This is a genomic window from Streptomyces sp. NPDC087787, from assembly GCF_044743035.1.
Taxonomy (GTDB): Bacteria; Actinomycetota; Actinomycetes; order Streptomycetales; family Streptomycetaceae; genus Streptomyces.
The window spans coordinates 11,525-25,849 of the sequence record NZ_JBIUVQ010000015.1 but is presented as its reverse complement, the minus strand read 5'-3'; the positions used below and the strand labels follow the sequence as shown (position 1 = coordinate 25,849).

General features: G+C 71.9%; 12 protein-coding genes. 6 read left to right on the top strand and 6 right to left on the bottom strand.

Annotated features, from left to right (window positions below; translation table 11 throughout):
• The first annotated feature begins 191 nt into the window (after positions 1–191).
• On the top strand, positions 192–1,955 hold the full coding sequence (gene argS, locus ACIOWN_RS23265; protein WP_401983271.1) for an arginine--tRNA ligase: 1,764 nt from the start codon (positions 192–194) through the stop codon (positions 1,953–1,955).
• Positions 1,956–2,081: 126 nt separating this feature from the next.
• On the opposite strand, the gene hemB is transcribed toward argS, so the two are convergent.
• Entirely contained in the window at positions 2,082–3,074 is a 993-nt protein-coding gene (gene hemB / locus ACIOWN_RS23260) for a porphobilinogen synthase (RefSeq protein WP_362355789.1), read from the bottom strand.
• A gap of 191 nt (positions 3,075–3,265) precedes the next feature.
• Between hemB and ACIOWN_RS23255 the strand changes: the two genes are divergently transcribed.
• The 3 genes from ACIOWN_RS23255 to ACIOWN_RS23245 all read left to right on the top strand — a co-directional run bounded on the left by ACIOWN_RS23255 (position 3,266) and on the right by ACIOWN_RS23245 (position 6,388).
• On the top strand, positions 3,266–3,511 hold the full coding sequence (locus tag ACIOWN_RS23255) for a hypothetical protein (RefSeq protein WP_362355787.1): 246 nt from the start codon (positions 3,266–3,268) through the stop codon (positions 3,509–3,511).
• 70 nt (positions 3,512–3,581) lie between these two features.
• A complete protein-coding gene (locus ACIOWN_RS23250; protein ID WP_362355785.1) occupies positions 3,582–4,916 on the top strand; it encodes an NAD-dependent succinate-semialdehyde dehydrogenase in 1,335 nt (444 codons plus the stop codon).
• 86 nt (positions 4,917–5,002) lie between these two features.
• Positions 5,003–6,388, top strand: coding sequence for a PH domain-containing protein (locus ACIOWN_RS23245; protein ID WP_401983270.1), 1,386 nt, complete (start codon positions 5,003–5,005; stop codon positions 6,386–6,388).
• 6 nt (positions 6,389–6,394) lie between these two features.
• Here ACIOWN_RS23245 and ACIOWN_RS23240 read toward each other — a convergent pair whose 3' ends face one another.
• Positions 6,395–7,384 (bottom strand): helix-turn-helix domain-containing protein, encoded by a 990-nt coding sequence (locus ACIOWN_RS23240; RefSeq protein WP_401983269.1) that lies wholly within the window; start codon positions 7,382–7,384, stop codon positions 6,395–6,397.
• Positions 7,385–7,864: 480 nt separating this feature from the next.
• On the opposite strand from ACIOWN_RS23240, the gene ACIOWN_RS23235 reads away from it, so the two are divergent.
• Both ACIOWN_RS23235 and ACIOWN_RS23230 read left to right on the top strand, forming a co-directional pair.
• The gene (locus tag ACIOWN_RS23235) at positions 7,865–8,650 is read left to right on the top strand and encodes a helix-turn-helix transcriptional regulator (protein WP_401983321.1); all 786 of its coding nucleotides are present in this window, start codon (positions 7,865–7,867) and stop codon (positions 8,648–8,650) included.
• Positions 8,647–8,853 (top strand): DUF397 domain-containing protein, encoded by a 207-nt coding sequence (locus ACIOWN_RS23230; protein WP_401983268.1) that lies wholly within the window; start codon positions 8,647–8,649, stop codon positions 8,851–8,853. The genes ACIOWN_RS23235 and ACIOWN_RS23230 overlap by 4 nt, the downstream gene beginning before the upstream one ends.
• A 58-nt stretch (positions 8,854–8,911) precedes the next feature.
• On the opposite strand, the gene ACIOWN_RS23225 is transcribed toward ACIOWN_RS23230, so the two are convergent.
• The 4 genes from ACIOWN_RS23225 to ACIOWN_RS23210 are packed head-to-tail and all read right to left on the bottom strand — an operon-like array spanning position 8,912 to position 14,098.
• A complete protein-coding gene (locus ACIOWN_RS23225) occupies positions 8,912–10,618 on the bottom strand; it encodes a bifunctional uroporphyrinogen-III C-methyltransferase/uroporphyrinogen-III synthase (RefSeq protein ID WP_362355775.1) in 1,707 nt (568 codons plus the stop codon).
• On the bottom strand, positions 10,615–11,574 hold the full coding sequence (gene hemC / locus ACIOWN_RS23220) for a hydroxymethylbilane synthase (protein WP_401983267.1): 960 nt from the start codon (positions 11,572–11,574) through the stop codon (positions 10,615–10,617). Before hemC ends, ACIOWN_RS23225 begins: the two co-directional genes overlap by 4 nt.
• Entirely contained in the window at positions 11,571–13,337 is a 1,767-nt protein-coding gene (locus tag ACIOWN_RS23215) for a glutamyl-tRNA reductase (RefSeq protein WP_401983266.1), read from the bottom strand. The genes hemC and ACIOWN_RS23215 overlap by 4 nt, the downstream gene beginning before the upstream one ends.
• On the bottom strand, positions 13,334–14,098 hold the full coding sequence (locus tag ACIOWN_RS23210; RefSeq protein WP_362355769.1) for a redox-sensing transcriptional repressor Rex: 765 nt from the start codon (positions 14,096–14,098) through the stop codon (positions 13,334–13,336). The genes ACIOWN_RS23215 and ACIOWN_RS23210 overlap by 4 nt, the downstream gene beginning before the upstream one ends.
• Positions 14,099–14,325: the final 227 nt, after the last annotated feature.

The window sequence follows — 14,325 nt, the reverse complement described above, 5'->3', positions numbered from 1 at the left end:
CAGCCGCTACGGTCGCACGGCTGACCGCTCCATTGTCCCAGGCGGGTCGGCATCCGTGAAAACGCCTTTTCAACGCGTTGGACGGGCGCGTGCGGCCCGGGGTTCGCCCGGCGGCCGGAAAATTCGCTTTACCCCGCGTGGGATACTGGGCCTGTCTATCCATCCCCACGAGGAGAACGGCACCCTTTCCTATGGCCTCGGTCACGTCCCTCACCGCTTCGGTCCACCAGCGCCTCGCGTCCGCCCTCTCGGCCACCCTGCCGGAGACCGGCGCCGCGGACCCGCTGCTGCGACGAAGCGACCGGGCGGACTTCCAGGCCAACGGGATCCTGGCGCTGGCGAAGCGGGCGAAGGCGAACCCGCGGGAGCTGGCGGCGCAGGTCGTCGGGCACGTGGTCACCGGTGACGTGATCAAGGACGTCGAGGTCTCCGGACCCGGCTTCCTCAACGTCACGGTCACCGACCGGGCGATCACGGAGAACCTCGCGGCGCGGGCGGCCGACCCCGAGGGCCGCCTCGGCGTGCCGTACGCGGAGCAGCCGGGCACGACGGTGATCGACTACGCCCAGCCGAACGTGGCGAAGGAGATGCACGTCGGCCACCTGCGGTCCGCGGTGATCGGCGACTCCGTCGTCCAGCTGCTGGAGTTCACCGGCGAGAACGTGGTCCGCCGGCACCACATCGGCGACTGGGGCACCCAGTTCGGCATGCTCATCCAGTACCTGGACGAGCACCCGCACGAGCTGGACCACAAGGCGTCCGAGGTGAGCGGCGAGGAGGCGATGTCGAACCTCGACCGCCTCTACAAGGCCGCGCGCAGGCTGTTCGACTCCGACGAGGAGTTCAAGACGCGGGCCCGGCGCCGGGTGGTGGACCTCCAGGCCGGTGACGCGCACACGGTCGCCATGTGGCAGAAGTTCGTGGACGAGTCGAAGATCTACTTCTTCTCCGTCTTCGAGAAGCTGGACATGGACGTCCGGGACGCGGACATCGTCGGCGAGTCCGGCTACAACGACATGCTCGCGGAGACCTGCCGCCTGCTGGAGGAGTCCGGCGTGGCGGTCCGCTCGGAGGGCGCCCTGTGCGTCTTCTTCGACGACGTCAAGGGCCCGGACGGCAACAAGGTCCCGCTGATCGTCCAGAAGTCCGACGGCGGCTACGGCTACGCGGCCACCGACCTGTCGGCGATCCGGGACAGGGTCTTCAACCTCAAGGCGAACAACCTGCTGTACGTGGTGGACGCCCGCCAGTCCCTGCACTTCAAGATGGTCTTCGAGACCGCGCGGCGGGCCGGCTGGCTGAACGACGACGTGACGGCGTACCAGTTGGCGTTCGGCACGGTGCTCGGCAAGGACGGCAAGCCGTTCAAGACCCGTGAGGGCGAGACGGTCCGCCTGGTCGACCTGCTCGACGAGGCGATCGAGCGCGCCTCCGCGGTCGTCCGGGAGAAGGCGCAGGACCTCACGGAGGAGGAGATCGCCGAGCGGGGTGCCCAGGTGGGCATCGGCGCGGTGAAGTACGCGGACCTGTCGACCTCGGCGAACCGGGACTACAAGTTCGACCTGGACCAGATGGTCTCGCTGAACGGCGACACGTCGGTCTACCTCCAGTACGCCTACGCCCGGATCCAGTCGATCCTGCGCAAGGCCCAAGAGGTGCGGCCCGCTGCCCACCCGGAGCTGGAACTGACGCAGGCGGAGCGTGCGTTGGGGCTGCACGCCGACGCCTTCGCGGAGACGGTGCGGGAGTCCGCCGAGGAGTACGCCCCGCACAAGCTGGCCGCGTACCTCTACCAGCTGGCGTCCCTGTACACGTCCTTCTACGACAAGTGCCCGGTGCTGAAGGCCGAGACGCCTGAGCAGGTGGAGAACCGCCTGTTCCTGTGCGACGTCACGGCCCGCACCCTGCACCAGGGCATGGCCCTGCTGGGCATCCGGACGCCCGAGCGCCTCTGACGGCTCCGCCGGTCCGTCCGCCGCAGGCCCCGCCCCGTGTCCGACGGGCCGGGGCCTGCGCGTGTTCCGGCGGACAGCCGCGGGCCGCCCGTGCGGAAGCAGGGCGGCCCGGCGGGGTGGCAGGGGTCAGCGCAGCTTCCGCGCGACCTCGGTGGCCCAGTAGGTCAGGATGGTGCGCGCCCCGGCCCGCTTGATGCCGGTCAGGGCTTCCAGGATGGCCCGGTCGCGGTCGATCCAGCCCTTCTCGGCGGCGGCCTCGATCATCGCGTACTCGCCGGAGATCTGGTAGGCGGCGACCGGCACGTCCACGGCGTCGGCGACGCGGGCGAGGATGTCGAGGTAGGGGCCGGCCGGCTTGACCATCACCATGTCGGCGCCCTCCTCCAGGTCGAGGGCCAGCTCCCGCAGCGACTCCCGCAGGTTCGCCGGGTCCTGCTGGTAGGTCTTGCGATCACCCTCAAGGGAGGAGCCGACCGCCTCCCGGAAGGGCCCGTAGAACGCGGACGAGTACTTGACGGTGTAGGCGAGGACGGCCACGTCGTCCCGCCCGATCTGGTCGAGCGCGTCCCGGACGACGCCGATCTGCCCGTCCATCATGCCGCTGGGGCCCACGACATGGGCGCCGGCGTCGGCCTGGACCTGGGCCATCTCGGCGTACCGCTCGAGCGTGGCGTCGTTGTCGACCCGTCCCCCGGCGTCGAGGACGCCGCAGTGGCCGTGGTCGGTGAACTCGTCGAGGCACAGGTCGGACATGACGAGCAGTTCGTCGCCGACCTCGGCGCGCACATCGCGCAGCGCGACCTGGAGGATCCCGTCCGGGTCCGTACCCGCCGTGCCGAGGGCGTCCTTCTTGTCCTCCTCGGGCACCCCGAACAGCATGATCCCGGAGACCCCGGCCTCCACCGCCTCGGCGGCCGCCTTCTTCAGGCTGTCGCGCGTGTGCTGGACCACGCCGGGCATCGCCGAGACCGGCACGGGCTCGCTCACGCCCTCGCGGACGAACGCGGGCAGGATGAAGTCCGCCGGGTGCAGCCGGGTCTCGGCGACCATGCGCCGCATGGCGGGGGTGGTGCGCAGCCGGCGAGGACGCGTACCGGGAAATGATCCGTACTTCGTCATGCCCTCTACGCTACGCCCGCCGTCCTGGTGCCTTTGCCGACGGGGAGTCGGCCGGGACGGCGGGCGCCGCAGTGCCGTCGCCCGGCGTCCCCGCGTGTCGTGTCAGGAGGTTTTCAGGGCGCCGGGTGCCGGTCCGAGTCCGGCCTCGGCGACGGCGCCGGCCGGCCTCGGGCCGCTGCTCGGGCCGTCCGGTGCGCGCCGGCCCCGTCGTCGCCGTCGACCTGCTCGACCTCGCCGACCTGGCGAAACGTATCCTCGGCTGCAACCACGGCTCCAGCGTCGGGGAGATCGACATCCCCGGACCGGCCCACCTCCACCTGGCGGGCCGGCCGCCGCTGGACGACCTGATCGGCAGGCCCCGGCCGCTGCGGGAGACGGCGGAGGCGTTCGCCGACCCCAGGTCGAACACCGGGGTCCGAACGATCCTGACGCCCTGAGCCGCCCCGAGTCCGACAACCGACCCCGGCCCGACAGCCGCCCCGCACCCGACCGCCTTCCGGAGGCCTGATGTACGCCGTCACCGACCCCACCACCGGTGAAGTCGCCGAGACCTACCCGACCGCCACCGACGCCGAGATCGAGGCGGCCGTCGCCGCCGCCCACGCTGCCACCGCCTGGGGCCGTGGCAGCACCGTGGCCGAGCGCTCCGCGCTGCTGCGCCGGCTCGGCGATCTGCACACCGAGCACCAGGCCGAACTGGCCGCGAGCATCGTGCGCGAGATGGGCAAGCCGCTCGCGGAGGCGGAGGGCGAGATCGGCTTCTGCGCCGACATCTACCACTACTACGCCGACCACGCCGAGCAGTTCCTCGCCGACGAGCCGCTCGACGTCACCTCCGGCCCCGGCAGCGCCGTCGTCCGGCGCAGCCCGGTCGGCGTCCTGCTCGGCATCATGCCGTGGAACTTCCCGGCCTACCAGGTGGCCCGCTTCGCCGCCCCGAACCTCGCGCTCGGCAACACCATCGTCCTCAAGCACGCCCCCCAGTGCCCGGCCACCGCCGCGCTCCTTGAGAAGCTGTTCGCGGACGCCGGCTTCCCGGCCGGCGCGTACGTCAACGTGTACGCCACCAACGAGCAGATCGCCGAGGTGATCGCCGACCCGCGGGTCCAGGGCGTCTCGCTCACCGGCTCCGAGCGCGCCGGTGCCGCCGTCGCCGAGATCGCCGGACGGAACCTGAAGCGCGTCGTCCTCGAACTCGGCGGCTCCGACCCGTTCATCGTGCTGTCCACCGACGACCTCGACGCGGTCGTCGAGGCCGCCGTCGCCGCGCGGCTCGACAACACCGGTCAGGCCTGCAACGCCGCCAAGCGGTTCGTCGTCGTCCAGGACCTCTACGACGCGTTCGTCGAGAAGTTCACCGCCCGGCTGCTCGCGGGCGAGACCGGTGCCCCGCTGTCGTCGGTCGCCGCCGCCGAGAACCTCGCCCGGCAGGTCGACGAGGCGGTCGCCCAGGGCGCCACGCTCCACAGCGAGGGCGAGCGGCGCGGGGCGTACTTCCCGGCCGGGGTCCTCACCGGGCTCACCACCGAACACGCCGCCGCCCGCCAGGAACTCTTCGGACCGGTCGCGATGGTCTTCCCGGCCGCCGACGAGGACGACGCCCTGCGCATCGCCAACGACACCCCCTACGGCCTCGGGTCCTACCTCTTCACCACCGACCCCGCGCAGGCCGAACGCGTCGCCGACCGCATCGAGGCCGGCATGGTCTTCGTCAACGGCGTCGGCGCCGAGGGCGCGGAACTGCCCTTCGGCGGCATCAAGCGCTCCGGCTTCGGCCGCGAACTCGGCCGCCTCGGCATCGAGGAGTTCGTCAACAAGAAGCTCATCCGCACCGTGGCGTAACCGCTCGTGAAGGGGTCCGGGCCTCCGGCAGGAGCCCGGACCTCCGCACCGGCACGCACGGCCCGGCCGATGGCAGGATGCCGTGCATGGCCGATGTGTGGAGCATGACCCGCCGTCCCCACTGGAGACGTGTCCTGTGGCCCTTCGTCCGGGTGAGCGCCAACGCCCGCGGTCTGCGCCTGCGGACGCCGCTGCGCCGCCGGAGTGTGCCGTGGGGCGACATCGCCGAACTGCGCGTGAGCCGGAAATCCGCGCGAACCGCCTGTCGCGTCAGCCTGCTGCTGCACGACGGACGCGAACGGCTCCTGCCCCTGCCGCGCGGCCGCTCGTCCGGCGACCCGGACTTCGACGCCGAGGTGGAAGCGCTCCGCGCGCTGCACCGCCGCTACGCGGCCACGGATCCGGCCAAGGTCCCCACGGTGTCGTACCGCACCCCCCGGCGCGGCTGGGCAGGGCTGCTGGTCGTGTGCCCTGTGCTGCTCGCGTGCGCGGCCGCGGCCGCGGGGTCCGTGTCCGGGACCGCGTCGGACGAACGGGCGTGGAAGTCGGCCACCGCGTGCACCGCCCGGACGCCCGCCGCGGAGCGCCGCGAGTGCCTGACCACGACGCCGGCCGTGATCTCGCGGACCGAGGCCGACCTTCCCAGGCGGAGCAGCTGGCTGTACTTCATCGACGGCCGGCCGGTGGAGCGGCTCGCGGTCCCGCACGAGGCCGCCCTGGAATTCGAGGGCGGCGGCAGTGTCGAACTGACCTTCTGGCGCGACCGGTTGATGAAGGTCTCCGGAAAGAACCACGTGTGGCGCCAGGACATCACCACGGCCGGGGGCACGGCGGCCTGGGCGGCCGCGTTCCTCCTCGCCGCGGGCTGCCCCGCGGCCCACTCACTGCTGAGCCTGCTCGGGCGCCGGCTGCGCGACGACAGAGAGCTCCCGCCGGTCATCCCGTTCGCGTGCGCGCTCGCCGCCACCGCCCTGTGGCTCCTGCCGCTCTGCTACCTCCACCCCACGACCCTGTTCTCCTCGCCCGTGGCGATCACGTGGCTGGCCGTGGGCTCGCTGGTCACGCTGGGGCTGCTGGCCGGGGCCTGGCACACCACCTGTGCCCCCGTGCCAGGAGCGGCGACCGAGAAGTCCGCCGCCGAAGAGGACGAGGAGGAGTTCCTGCCCGCCCGCTTCCTGGAGGACACCGACTACAACCCGCGCGGCTTCGGCACCCACATCGTCCTGGACGGCGGGCCTCCCGCGGTGGCGCCCGGTCCCGGCCGGTTCGCGGCGAAACGGATACCGGTCGAGCGCCTCACCCTAAGGAACGTACGGCGTGCCCGGAACTCGGACCCCGTGGACAGACGCTGGGACGTCGCCGAACTCGACGACGCCGGCACCCCGGTCCGCCTCGCGGCCGAACCCGCCGACCTGGCCCGCATACTCCGCGAACTGGCCCGCGCGAAGACCTCCGTGAACACCGAGCCGTGAACGCGCTCAGGCCGCTCCTGCCAACGCGGCCGTTGCCATCGAAGCGGTTCGGCACTCGCGGCAGCGGCCTGGCTCGGGGGCGCGGAACGCCCGCTCACACCCGTCGCAGTTCTGGAGCGGGTAGGGCCGGTGGCGGGTCCCGGCGGCCGCTGATGTCGGCGGAGAAGGCGTGGGGACGGGAGGAAGCGGCGGGGGCAGGAGTTCACGAAGACGGTGGGCCACCAGGCCGGCCGGGTGCCGCAGGTCTGCCGGCACGTCGGTGGTCAGGGCCCGGTGGACGACGGCGGCCGTGGCACCCGCCTTGAACCAGGCGAGGACAGTCGGAGCCAGTCTGTTCACGTCTCGCAGGGAAAGGGTGAGGCGGATGTCGGTGCGGCGAAGCCCCGCGAGAAGGGCGACGGCCTCGTCGTGGCGCCGATCGCGTGGCGTGCTCTCGCCTTCCGGCGGTGCGGGCGGGTTGGGCGCTTCAGGTCCTTCGGGACGGTCCGCGCGTACGTCCGGGGGCGTGGGCTCGGTCGGCGGGGGCGGTGGCGGCTGCTGCCGGGCCCGGTCGTCCTCCTGGGGCGGCCCCTGGGCGCCCGCCCGGGGGCGGGCCGCCGCGGTACGGCCGCGGACGGTGTCCGTGTCTGTCCGGGCCGGCGTGTGATGGGCGTACGTCCGCGTGAACAGACGCCCCGCGTCCGTCCGTTCGCGCACCCGCTCCAGATAGCCCTGGGCCTCCAATTCCCGCAGCGCGAACGCGATCCGGTCCCGTCCCTCGGGGAAGCGGTCCGCAAGGCTGCGGATGTCGACCGGTGCGCCCTCGGGCAGCGACAGGACGTGCGTGGCCAGTCCGATCGCGGTCAGGGACAGCTCACGGTGCTGGGCGAGGTGGTTGCCCACGACCACGTACCGGCCGGACTGGTACGTGCGTACGTGCGTGACACCGGAGTGGGTGGCGGTTCGCCGAACACCCTGATTCGGGCGCGGAGCAGCGTTAGGCTTCTCGTCAGCCATGCGGAAGGTATCGCTTCCTCGTTGGTCAGGCCCTCGCACTGGGATGCCAGTCCCGGCGGGGGCCGATGCATGTGTGGGGTTGTGGCGGCGACATGCGGTCGCCTCGGCCCGAGACTGCCCGCCCGAACCACCCGAACGCCACCCGTACCGCCCGGTTTCACCCACCCGAGTGATCGCGGCGAGGTTTGGTTGGTTGGGTGGGTTTTATCCCACGGTTCTTTGGTCTTTTACCGCCCGCAGCCCCGACACCCGAACCACCGACTCCCGCTTTTCCGGGTTCCAGTGCGCCGAGATGAGCAGCGGATGAACTCAGGTGTCCGTGCGGAAGGTGATCGTCCGGACCCGGTCCGGTTTCCGTCCGGCTCGTCCGCGGTGACTGCCCGCGTACGGCTGGAGTTGAGCACAGAGGCGCGGCGAAGGGTGGTGGCGGACGTGAGCGACTGGAACGCGGAGCCGGAGGACGACGAGGCCGGGGCGGTCATGCGTGCGGTCATCCGGCAGTTGAAGCTGTGGCGCGAGGCCGCAGGCATGGCCCAGGCGGAGTTCGGGACGGCGATCGGGTACGGGCAGGAGCTGGTCTCGTCCGTGGAACGAGGGCGGCGCATCCCCCGGCCCGAGTACCTCGACGCGGCGGACGCGGCCCTGGGCGCGGGCGGCAGGATCTCGGCGATGAAGGGGGACGTGGCGGAGGCCCGGTACCCGAAAAAGGTACGGGACCTGAAGAAGCTGGAGGGGGAGGCAGTCGAACTGTGCGCCTACAACAACTCCGTGATTCATGGGTTGTTGCAGACGGAGGAGTACGTGCGAGCGGTGCACTCCGGGAGCCGACCGCCCTTCCTGGAGGACCAGTTGGAGCAGCGCGTGGCAGCCCGTATGGCCCGTCAAGAGATCGTGAGTGAGTCAGCCGGGCGGCCCCTCTTCAGCTTTGTCCAATGCGAGTCGACGCTGCGCCGCCCTGTCGGGGGCAAGATGGTGATGCGAGCGCAACTCGAACGATTGTTGGAGGTCGGTCAGTTCCGCAACGTGGATCTGCAAGTCCTTCCGCTGGGTCGCGAGGAGAACTCTGGCCTTGGGGGCTCGTTCAGGCTCCTCAGGCTCAAGGACGGGACGTCCGTGGGACATGCGGAGGTCCAGGAGATCAGCCGTGTGATCACCGACCCGAAACACGTTCAAGTCCTGGATATGCGCTACGGGATCATCCGGGCACAGGCTCTCACCCCACGAGAGTCGATGGCCTTCATCGAGAAAGTGCTGGGAGAGACATGACTCAAAAGCCCGCTACCGGGGACGGGGCAGCGCTGGAGTGGATAAAGAGCAGCTACAGCACTGCTGAGGGACCGGACTGCGTCGAGGTGGCCGCCGTACCCGACCACATCCTCGTCCGCGACTCCAAGAACCCGGACGGCCCCCGCCTCGCCCTGCCCCCCGCCACCTGGGCGGCCTTCCTGCCGTACGCCTCCGGTCACTGACCGGACGAACGCACGCGGCCCGCACCCGGCTTCCCGGGTGCGGGCCGCGCTGACGCGATCACGTCGACGAGCGGCGCCTCCGCGCTCCCGGGCGCCGTTCGCTCGGCCGGGTCACGGGGTCGCCCGCGTCCAGGGCCGCGAGGCGGCGCCGTGCGCCGAAGTCGGCGAGGGCCTCGGCCAGCTTGTGGACGGACGGCTCGGGGGCCATCACGTCCACCCGCAGGCCGTGCTCCTCGGCGGTCTTCGCCGTGGCCGGGCCGATGCAGGCGATCACCGTCACGTTGTGCGGCTTGCCCGCGATGCCGACCAGGTTCCGCACCGTGGACGACGACGTGAACATCACCGCGTCGAAGCCGCCGCCCTTGATGGCCTCGCGGGTCTCCGCCGGGGGCGGGGAGGCGCGGACCGTGCGGTAGGCCGTGACGTCGTCGACCTCCCAGCCCAGTTCGATCAGGCCCGCCACGAGGGTCTCCGTGGCGATGTCCGCGCGGGGCAGGAAGACGCGGTCGATCGGGTCGAAGACCGGGTCGTACGGCGGCCAGTCCTCCAGCAGGCCCGCGGCCGACTGCTCACCGCTCGGCACCAGGTCCGGCTTCACGCCGAAGGCGATCAGCGCCTTCGCGGTCTGGTCGCCGACCGCGGCCACCTTTATGCCGGCGAACGCACGGGCGTCCAGGCCGTACTCCTCGAACTTCTCCCGCACCGCCTTCACCGCGTTGACCGAGGTGAACGCGATCCACTCGTAGCGGCCGGTCACCAGGCCCTTGACCGCGCGCTCCATCTGCTGGGGCGTGCGCGGCGGCTCGACGGCGATCGTCGGGACCTCGTGCGGCACGGCCCCGTAGGAGCGGAGCTGGTCGGAGAGCGAGGCCGCCTGCTCCTTGGTGCGCGGCACGAGGACCTTCCACCCGAACAGCGGCTTGGACTCGAACCACGAGAGCTGGTCGCGATGGGCGGTCGCGCTGCGCTCGCCGACCACGGCTATCACCGGGCGCCCGCCGTCCGGGGACGGCAGCACCTTGGCCTGCTTCAGGGTCTGCGCGATCGTGCCGAGCGTCGCCGTCCAGGTGCGCTGGCGGGTGGTCGTACCGGCGACCGTCACCGACAGCGGGGTGTCGGGCTTGCGGCCGGCCGAGACCAGCTCGCCGGCCGCCGCGGCGACCGAGTCGAGCGTGGTCGACACCACGACCGTGCCGTCCGAGGCGCCGACCTCCGTCCAGCAGCGGTCGGAGGCGGTACGCGCGTCGACGAACCGTACGTCGGTGCCATGGGCGTCACGCAGCGGCACCCCGGCGTACGCGGGCACGCCGACGGCGGCCGCGATGCCGGGGACGACCTCGAAGGGGACGCCCGCGGCGGCGCAGGCGAGCATCTCCTCCGCGGCGTACGTGTCGAGTCCCGGGTCCCCGGACACCGCACGGACGACCCGCCTGCCGCCCCGCGCGGCCTCCATGACAAGATGTGCGGCATCCCGCACCGCGGGGATCCCAGCGGTTGTTGACGTGCCGTCAACAACCGTGAGCTGGGGCGTGCCCGTGCCCGGATGCGAGTCCGCCGAAGGGCCCGGGTCCGTGTGCACGACGGCCACGCCCTGCCTGGCGTGCGTGCGCACGACGTCGAGCACCTCGTGCTCGGCGACGAGGACATCCGCGTTGGCCAGCGCCTCCACGGCGCGCAGTGTGAGCAGTCCCGGATCTCCGGGTCCGGCACCGAGGAAGGTGACGTGCCCGTGTTCGGGACAGGCGGGAAGGGTGGTGGGGCTCACTGTGCTCGCTCCCCCATCAGACCGGCCGCGCCCTGGGCGAGCATCTCGGTGGCGAGTTCGCGACCGAGTGCCATCGCCTGCTCGTGCGTCTGGGGCACGGGACCAGTGGTGGACAGCTGCACCAGCGCGGAGCCGTCGGGCCTGCCGACGACGCCCCGCAGGCGCATTTCCTTGACAATCTGCCCGTCGCCCAGCATGTCGGCCAGCGCGCCCACAGGGGCGCTGCAGCCGGCCTCCAGGGCGGCGAGCAGTGACCGCTCGGCGGTCACGGCGGCCCGCGTGTGCGGGTCGTCGAGCGCGGCGAGCTCGGCGGCGAGGGCAGCGTTGGCCGCGGTGCACTCGACCGCCAGGGCCCCCTGGCCGGGGGCCGGCAGAATCGTGTCGACCGACAGGAAGTCGGTCACCTCTTCGCTCCGGCCGACCCGGTTCAGCCCGGCGGCGGCCAGGACCACCGCGTCGAGCTCGCCGTTCTTGACGAAGCCGATGCGGGTGTCGACGTTGCCCCGGATCGGGACCGTCTCGATGTCCAGGCCGTGGGCGCGGGCGTACGCGTTCAGCTGGGCCATGCGGCGCGGCGAGCCCGTACCGACGCGCGCCCCGCGGGGCAGGTCGGTGAACTTCAGCGCGTCCCGGGCGACGAGCACGTCACGCGGGTCCTCGCGCTCGGGCACGGCGGCCAGGACGAGGTCCTCGGGCTGCGTGGTGGGCAGGTCCTTGAGCGAGTGAACCGCGAAGTCCACCTCGTCCCGCTGCAGCGCCTCGCGCAGCGCGGCCACGAAAACGCCCGTGCCGCCGATCTGTGCGAGGTGCTCACGGGAGATGTCCCCGTAGGTGGTGACCGGGACGAGCTCGACAGGCCGTCCGGTCACCTGGCTCACGGCGTCCGCCACCAACCCGGACTGGGCCATGGCGAGCTTGCTCCGCCTGGTCCCGAGCCTCAGTGCCTTCTCAGTCATGCTGGCCCTCGGTTCTTGCTGTGCATCTCGAAGTCGTCGTGCTTCTCGGAGTCGTCGGAATCGCGGTCGGCCCGGGAGACGGAGGCGACCGTCTCGGGGTCCAGGTCGAACAGGGTCCGCAGCGCGTCCGCGTACCCGGCGCCGCCGGGCTCGGCCGCGAGCTGCTTGACCCTGACCGTCGGCGCGTGCAGCAGCTTGTCCACGACCCGCCGGACGGTCTGGGTGATCTCCGCCCGGTGCTTGTCGTCGAGGCTGGGCAGCCGCCCTTCCAGGCGGGCGATCTCGCTGCTCACGACGTCGGCGGCCATGGTGCGCAGCGCGACGACGGTGGGCGTGATGTGCGCCGCCCTCAGGGCCGCTCCGAAAGCGGTGACCTCGTCGGAGACGATGCGGCGGACCTGGTCGACGTCGGCGGCCATCGGAGCGTCGGCGGAGGCCTCGGCGAGTGACTCGATGTCCACCAGGCGCACCCCGGCGAGCCGGTGTGCGGCCGCGTCGACGTCGCGCGGCATGGCGAGGTCCAGTACGAAGAGGACCGGCTCGGGGCGGGGCGCGACGGCGACCGGCTCGGGCCTGCGGTGCTCGGGCACCCGGCCGGCGCTGGCCGCGGTCGCGGCGAGCGCGGTGATCAGCTCGGCGTCGGTCTCCGGATCGGCCCCGGCACGGGCGGACTCGCGGCGGTCGACGGTCCCGTTGTCCACCCAGGTGCCGTGCTGCTCCAGGGTCGCGGCGTCGATGCCGGCCACGGCGGACTCGCCCATCAGGGAGAATCCGGGCTCCGCGAGGTCCAGCGGGCGGTTCTCGTCGGCATGGGCGGCGCCCACGAGCGGCACGGGCGTCTCACGGACGTCCGTCCGCACCGCCGTACGAGCGCTGCCCTGCTCTTCTCCGGTGGCCTGCCCGACGGTGACGGGCGCTCCGGTACGGCCCTCGACCGCGGCGGTGACCGTCTCGGCGGTCAGCACGAGTCCCGTCGCGCCGGTGCAGGAGACGGCGACATCTGCACGTGTCAGCTCGAGCGGCACCGCGTCCATCGGTACCGCGCGGGCCGACACGTCCGTGTCGTCGCCCTCGGTGAGGATCTGGACGAGGCGCTCGGCCCGGTCCTGCGTACGGTTGGCGATCACTATCTCGCCGACGCCGATCCGGGCGAGCGTGGCCGCGGCCAGCGACGACATCGAACCGGCGCCAATGACCAGGGCCTTCTTGCCACGCGCCCAGGTCCGCACGTCCGCGCCCGCGGACAGCTGCTCGAGGCCGAAGGTGACCAGGGACTGCCCGGCGCGGTCGATGCCGGTCTCGGAGTGGGCGCGCTTGCCCACCCGCAGGGCCTGCTGGAACAGGTCGTTCAGCAGACGCCCGGCGGTGTGCAGTTCCTGGGCACGGGCCAGGGAGTTCTTGATCTGGCCGAGGATCTGGCCCTCGCCGACGACCATCGAGTCCAGGCCGCAGGCCACCGAGAACAGGTGGTGGACGGCCCGGTCCTCGTAGTGCACGTAGAGGTACGGGGTGAGCTCCTCGAGACCCACCCCGCTGTGCTGGGCGAGCAGCGTGGACAGCTCGGCGACACCGGCGTGGAACTTGTCCACGTCGGCGTACAGCTCGATGCGGTTGCAGGTGGCGAGCACGGCGGCCTCGGTGGCCGGCTCGGCGGCGACCGTGTCCTGGAGCAGCTTGTCCTGGCCGTCCGCGCTCAGCGAGGCGCGCTCCAGAAGGCTGACCGGGGCGCTGCGGTGGCTCAGTCCGACGACGAGAAGACTCATGCCGGCATCACGGCGGGGACATCCCCGTCCGGGCCCTGGTCGGTGGACTCGTCACGGACCGCGGCTGCGGCCGGGAGCGCGCGGTCGGCCACGGCTTCCTCACCGGCCTTGCGCTGCTCGTGGAAGGCGAGGATCTGCAGCTCGATGGAGAGGTCGACCTTGCGCACGTCGACGCCGTCCGGGACGGACAGCACGGTCGGCGCGAAGTTCAGGATGGAGGTGACACCGGCGGCCACCAGCCGGTCGCAGACCTGCTGGGCGGCGCCCGCGGGGGTCGAGATCACGCCGATCGAGACGCCGTTGTCGCGGATGATCCGCTCCAGCTCGTCGGCGTGCTGGACCGGGATGCCGGCGACGGGCCGCCCGGCCATCGCGGGGTCGGCGTCGATGAGCGCGGCGACGCGGAAGCCACGGGAGGCGAAGCCGCCGTAGTTGGCGAGGGCGGCACCGAGATTTCCGATGCCGACGATCACAACCGGCCAGTCCTGGGTGAGGCCGAGTTCACGCGAGATCTGGTACACGAGATACTCGACGTCGTAACCCACCCCGCGGGTCCCGTAGGAGCCGAGGTAGGAGAAGTCCTTGCGCAGCTTGGCGGAATTGACCCCCGCCGCGGCCGCGAGCTCCTCGGAGGAGACCGTGGGCACCGAGCGCTCCGACAGTGCGGTCAGGGCTCGGAGGTACAGCGGAAGCCTGGCGACGGTGGCCTCGGGAATCCCTCGGCTACGGGTCGCCGGTCGGTGAGTTCGGCCAGTTGCCACGGTGCTCCTGCGGGTAGAGCGGGGCTGCGGGCGGTCATATGTCCCCAGACCGCCCCGTCGACAGCAGGCTATGTCTTTGTGAACGTGTGCACAAAGATGGTGTCCGATTTGCCCGGCCAACGTGACCGGGGTCACGCATGCCCGACGCGGACGCCCGGAGCCGGCGCATCCACACCGCCACGCCTTTCTTGTTGGGGGCAAAACCGCACACTCTCCTCTACGATCCC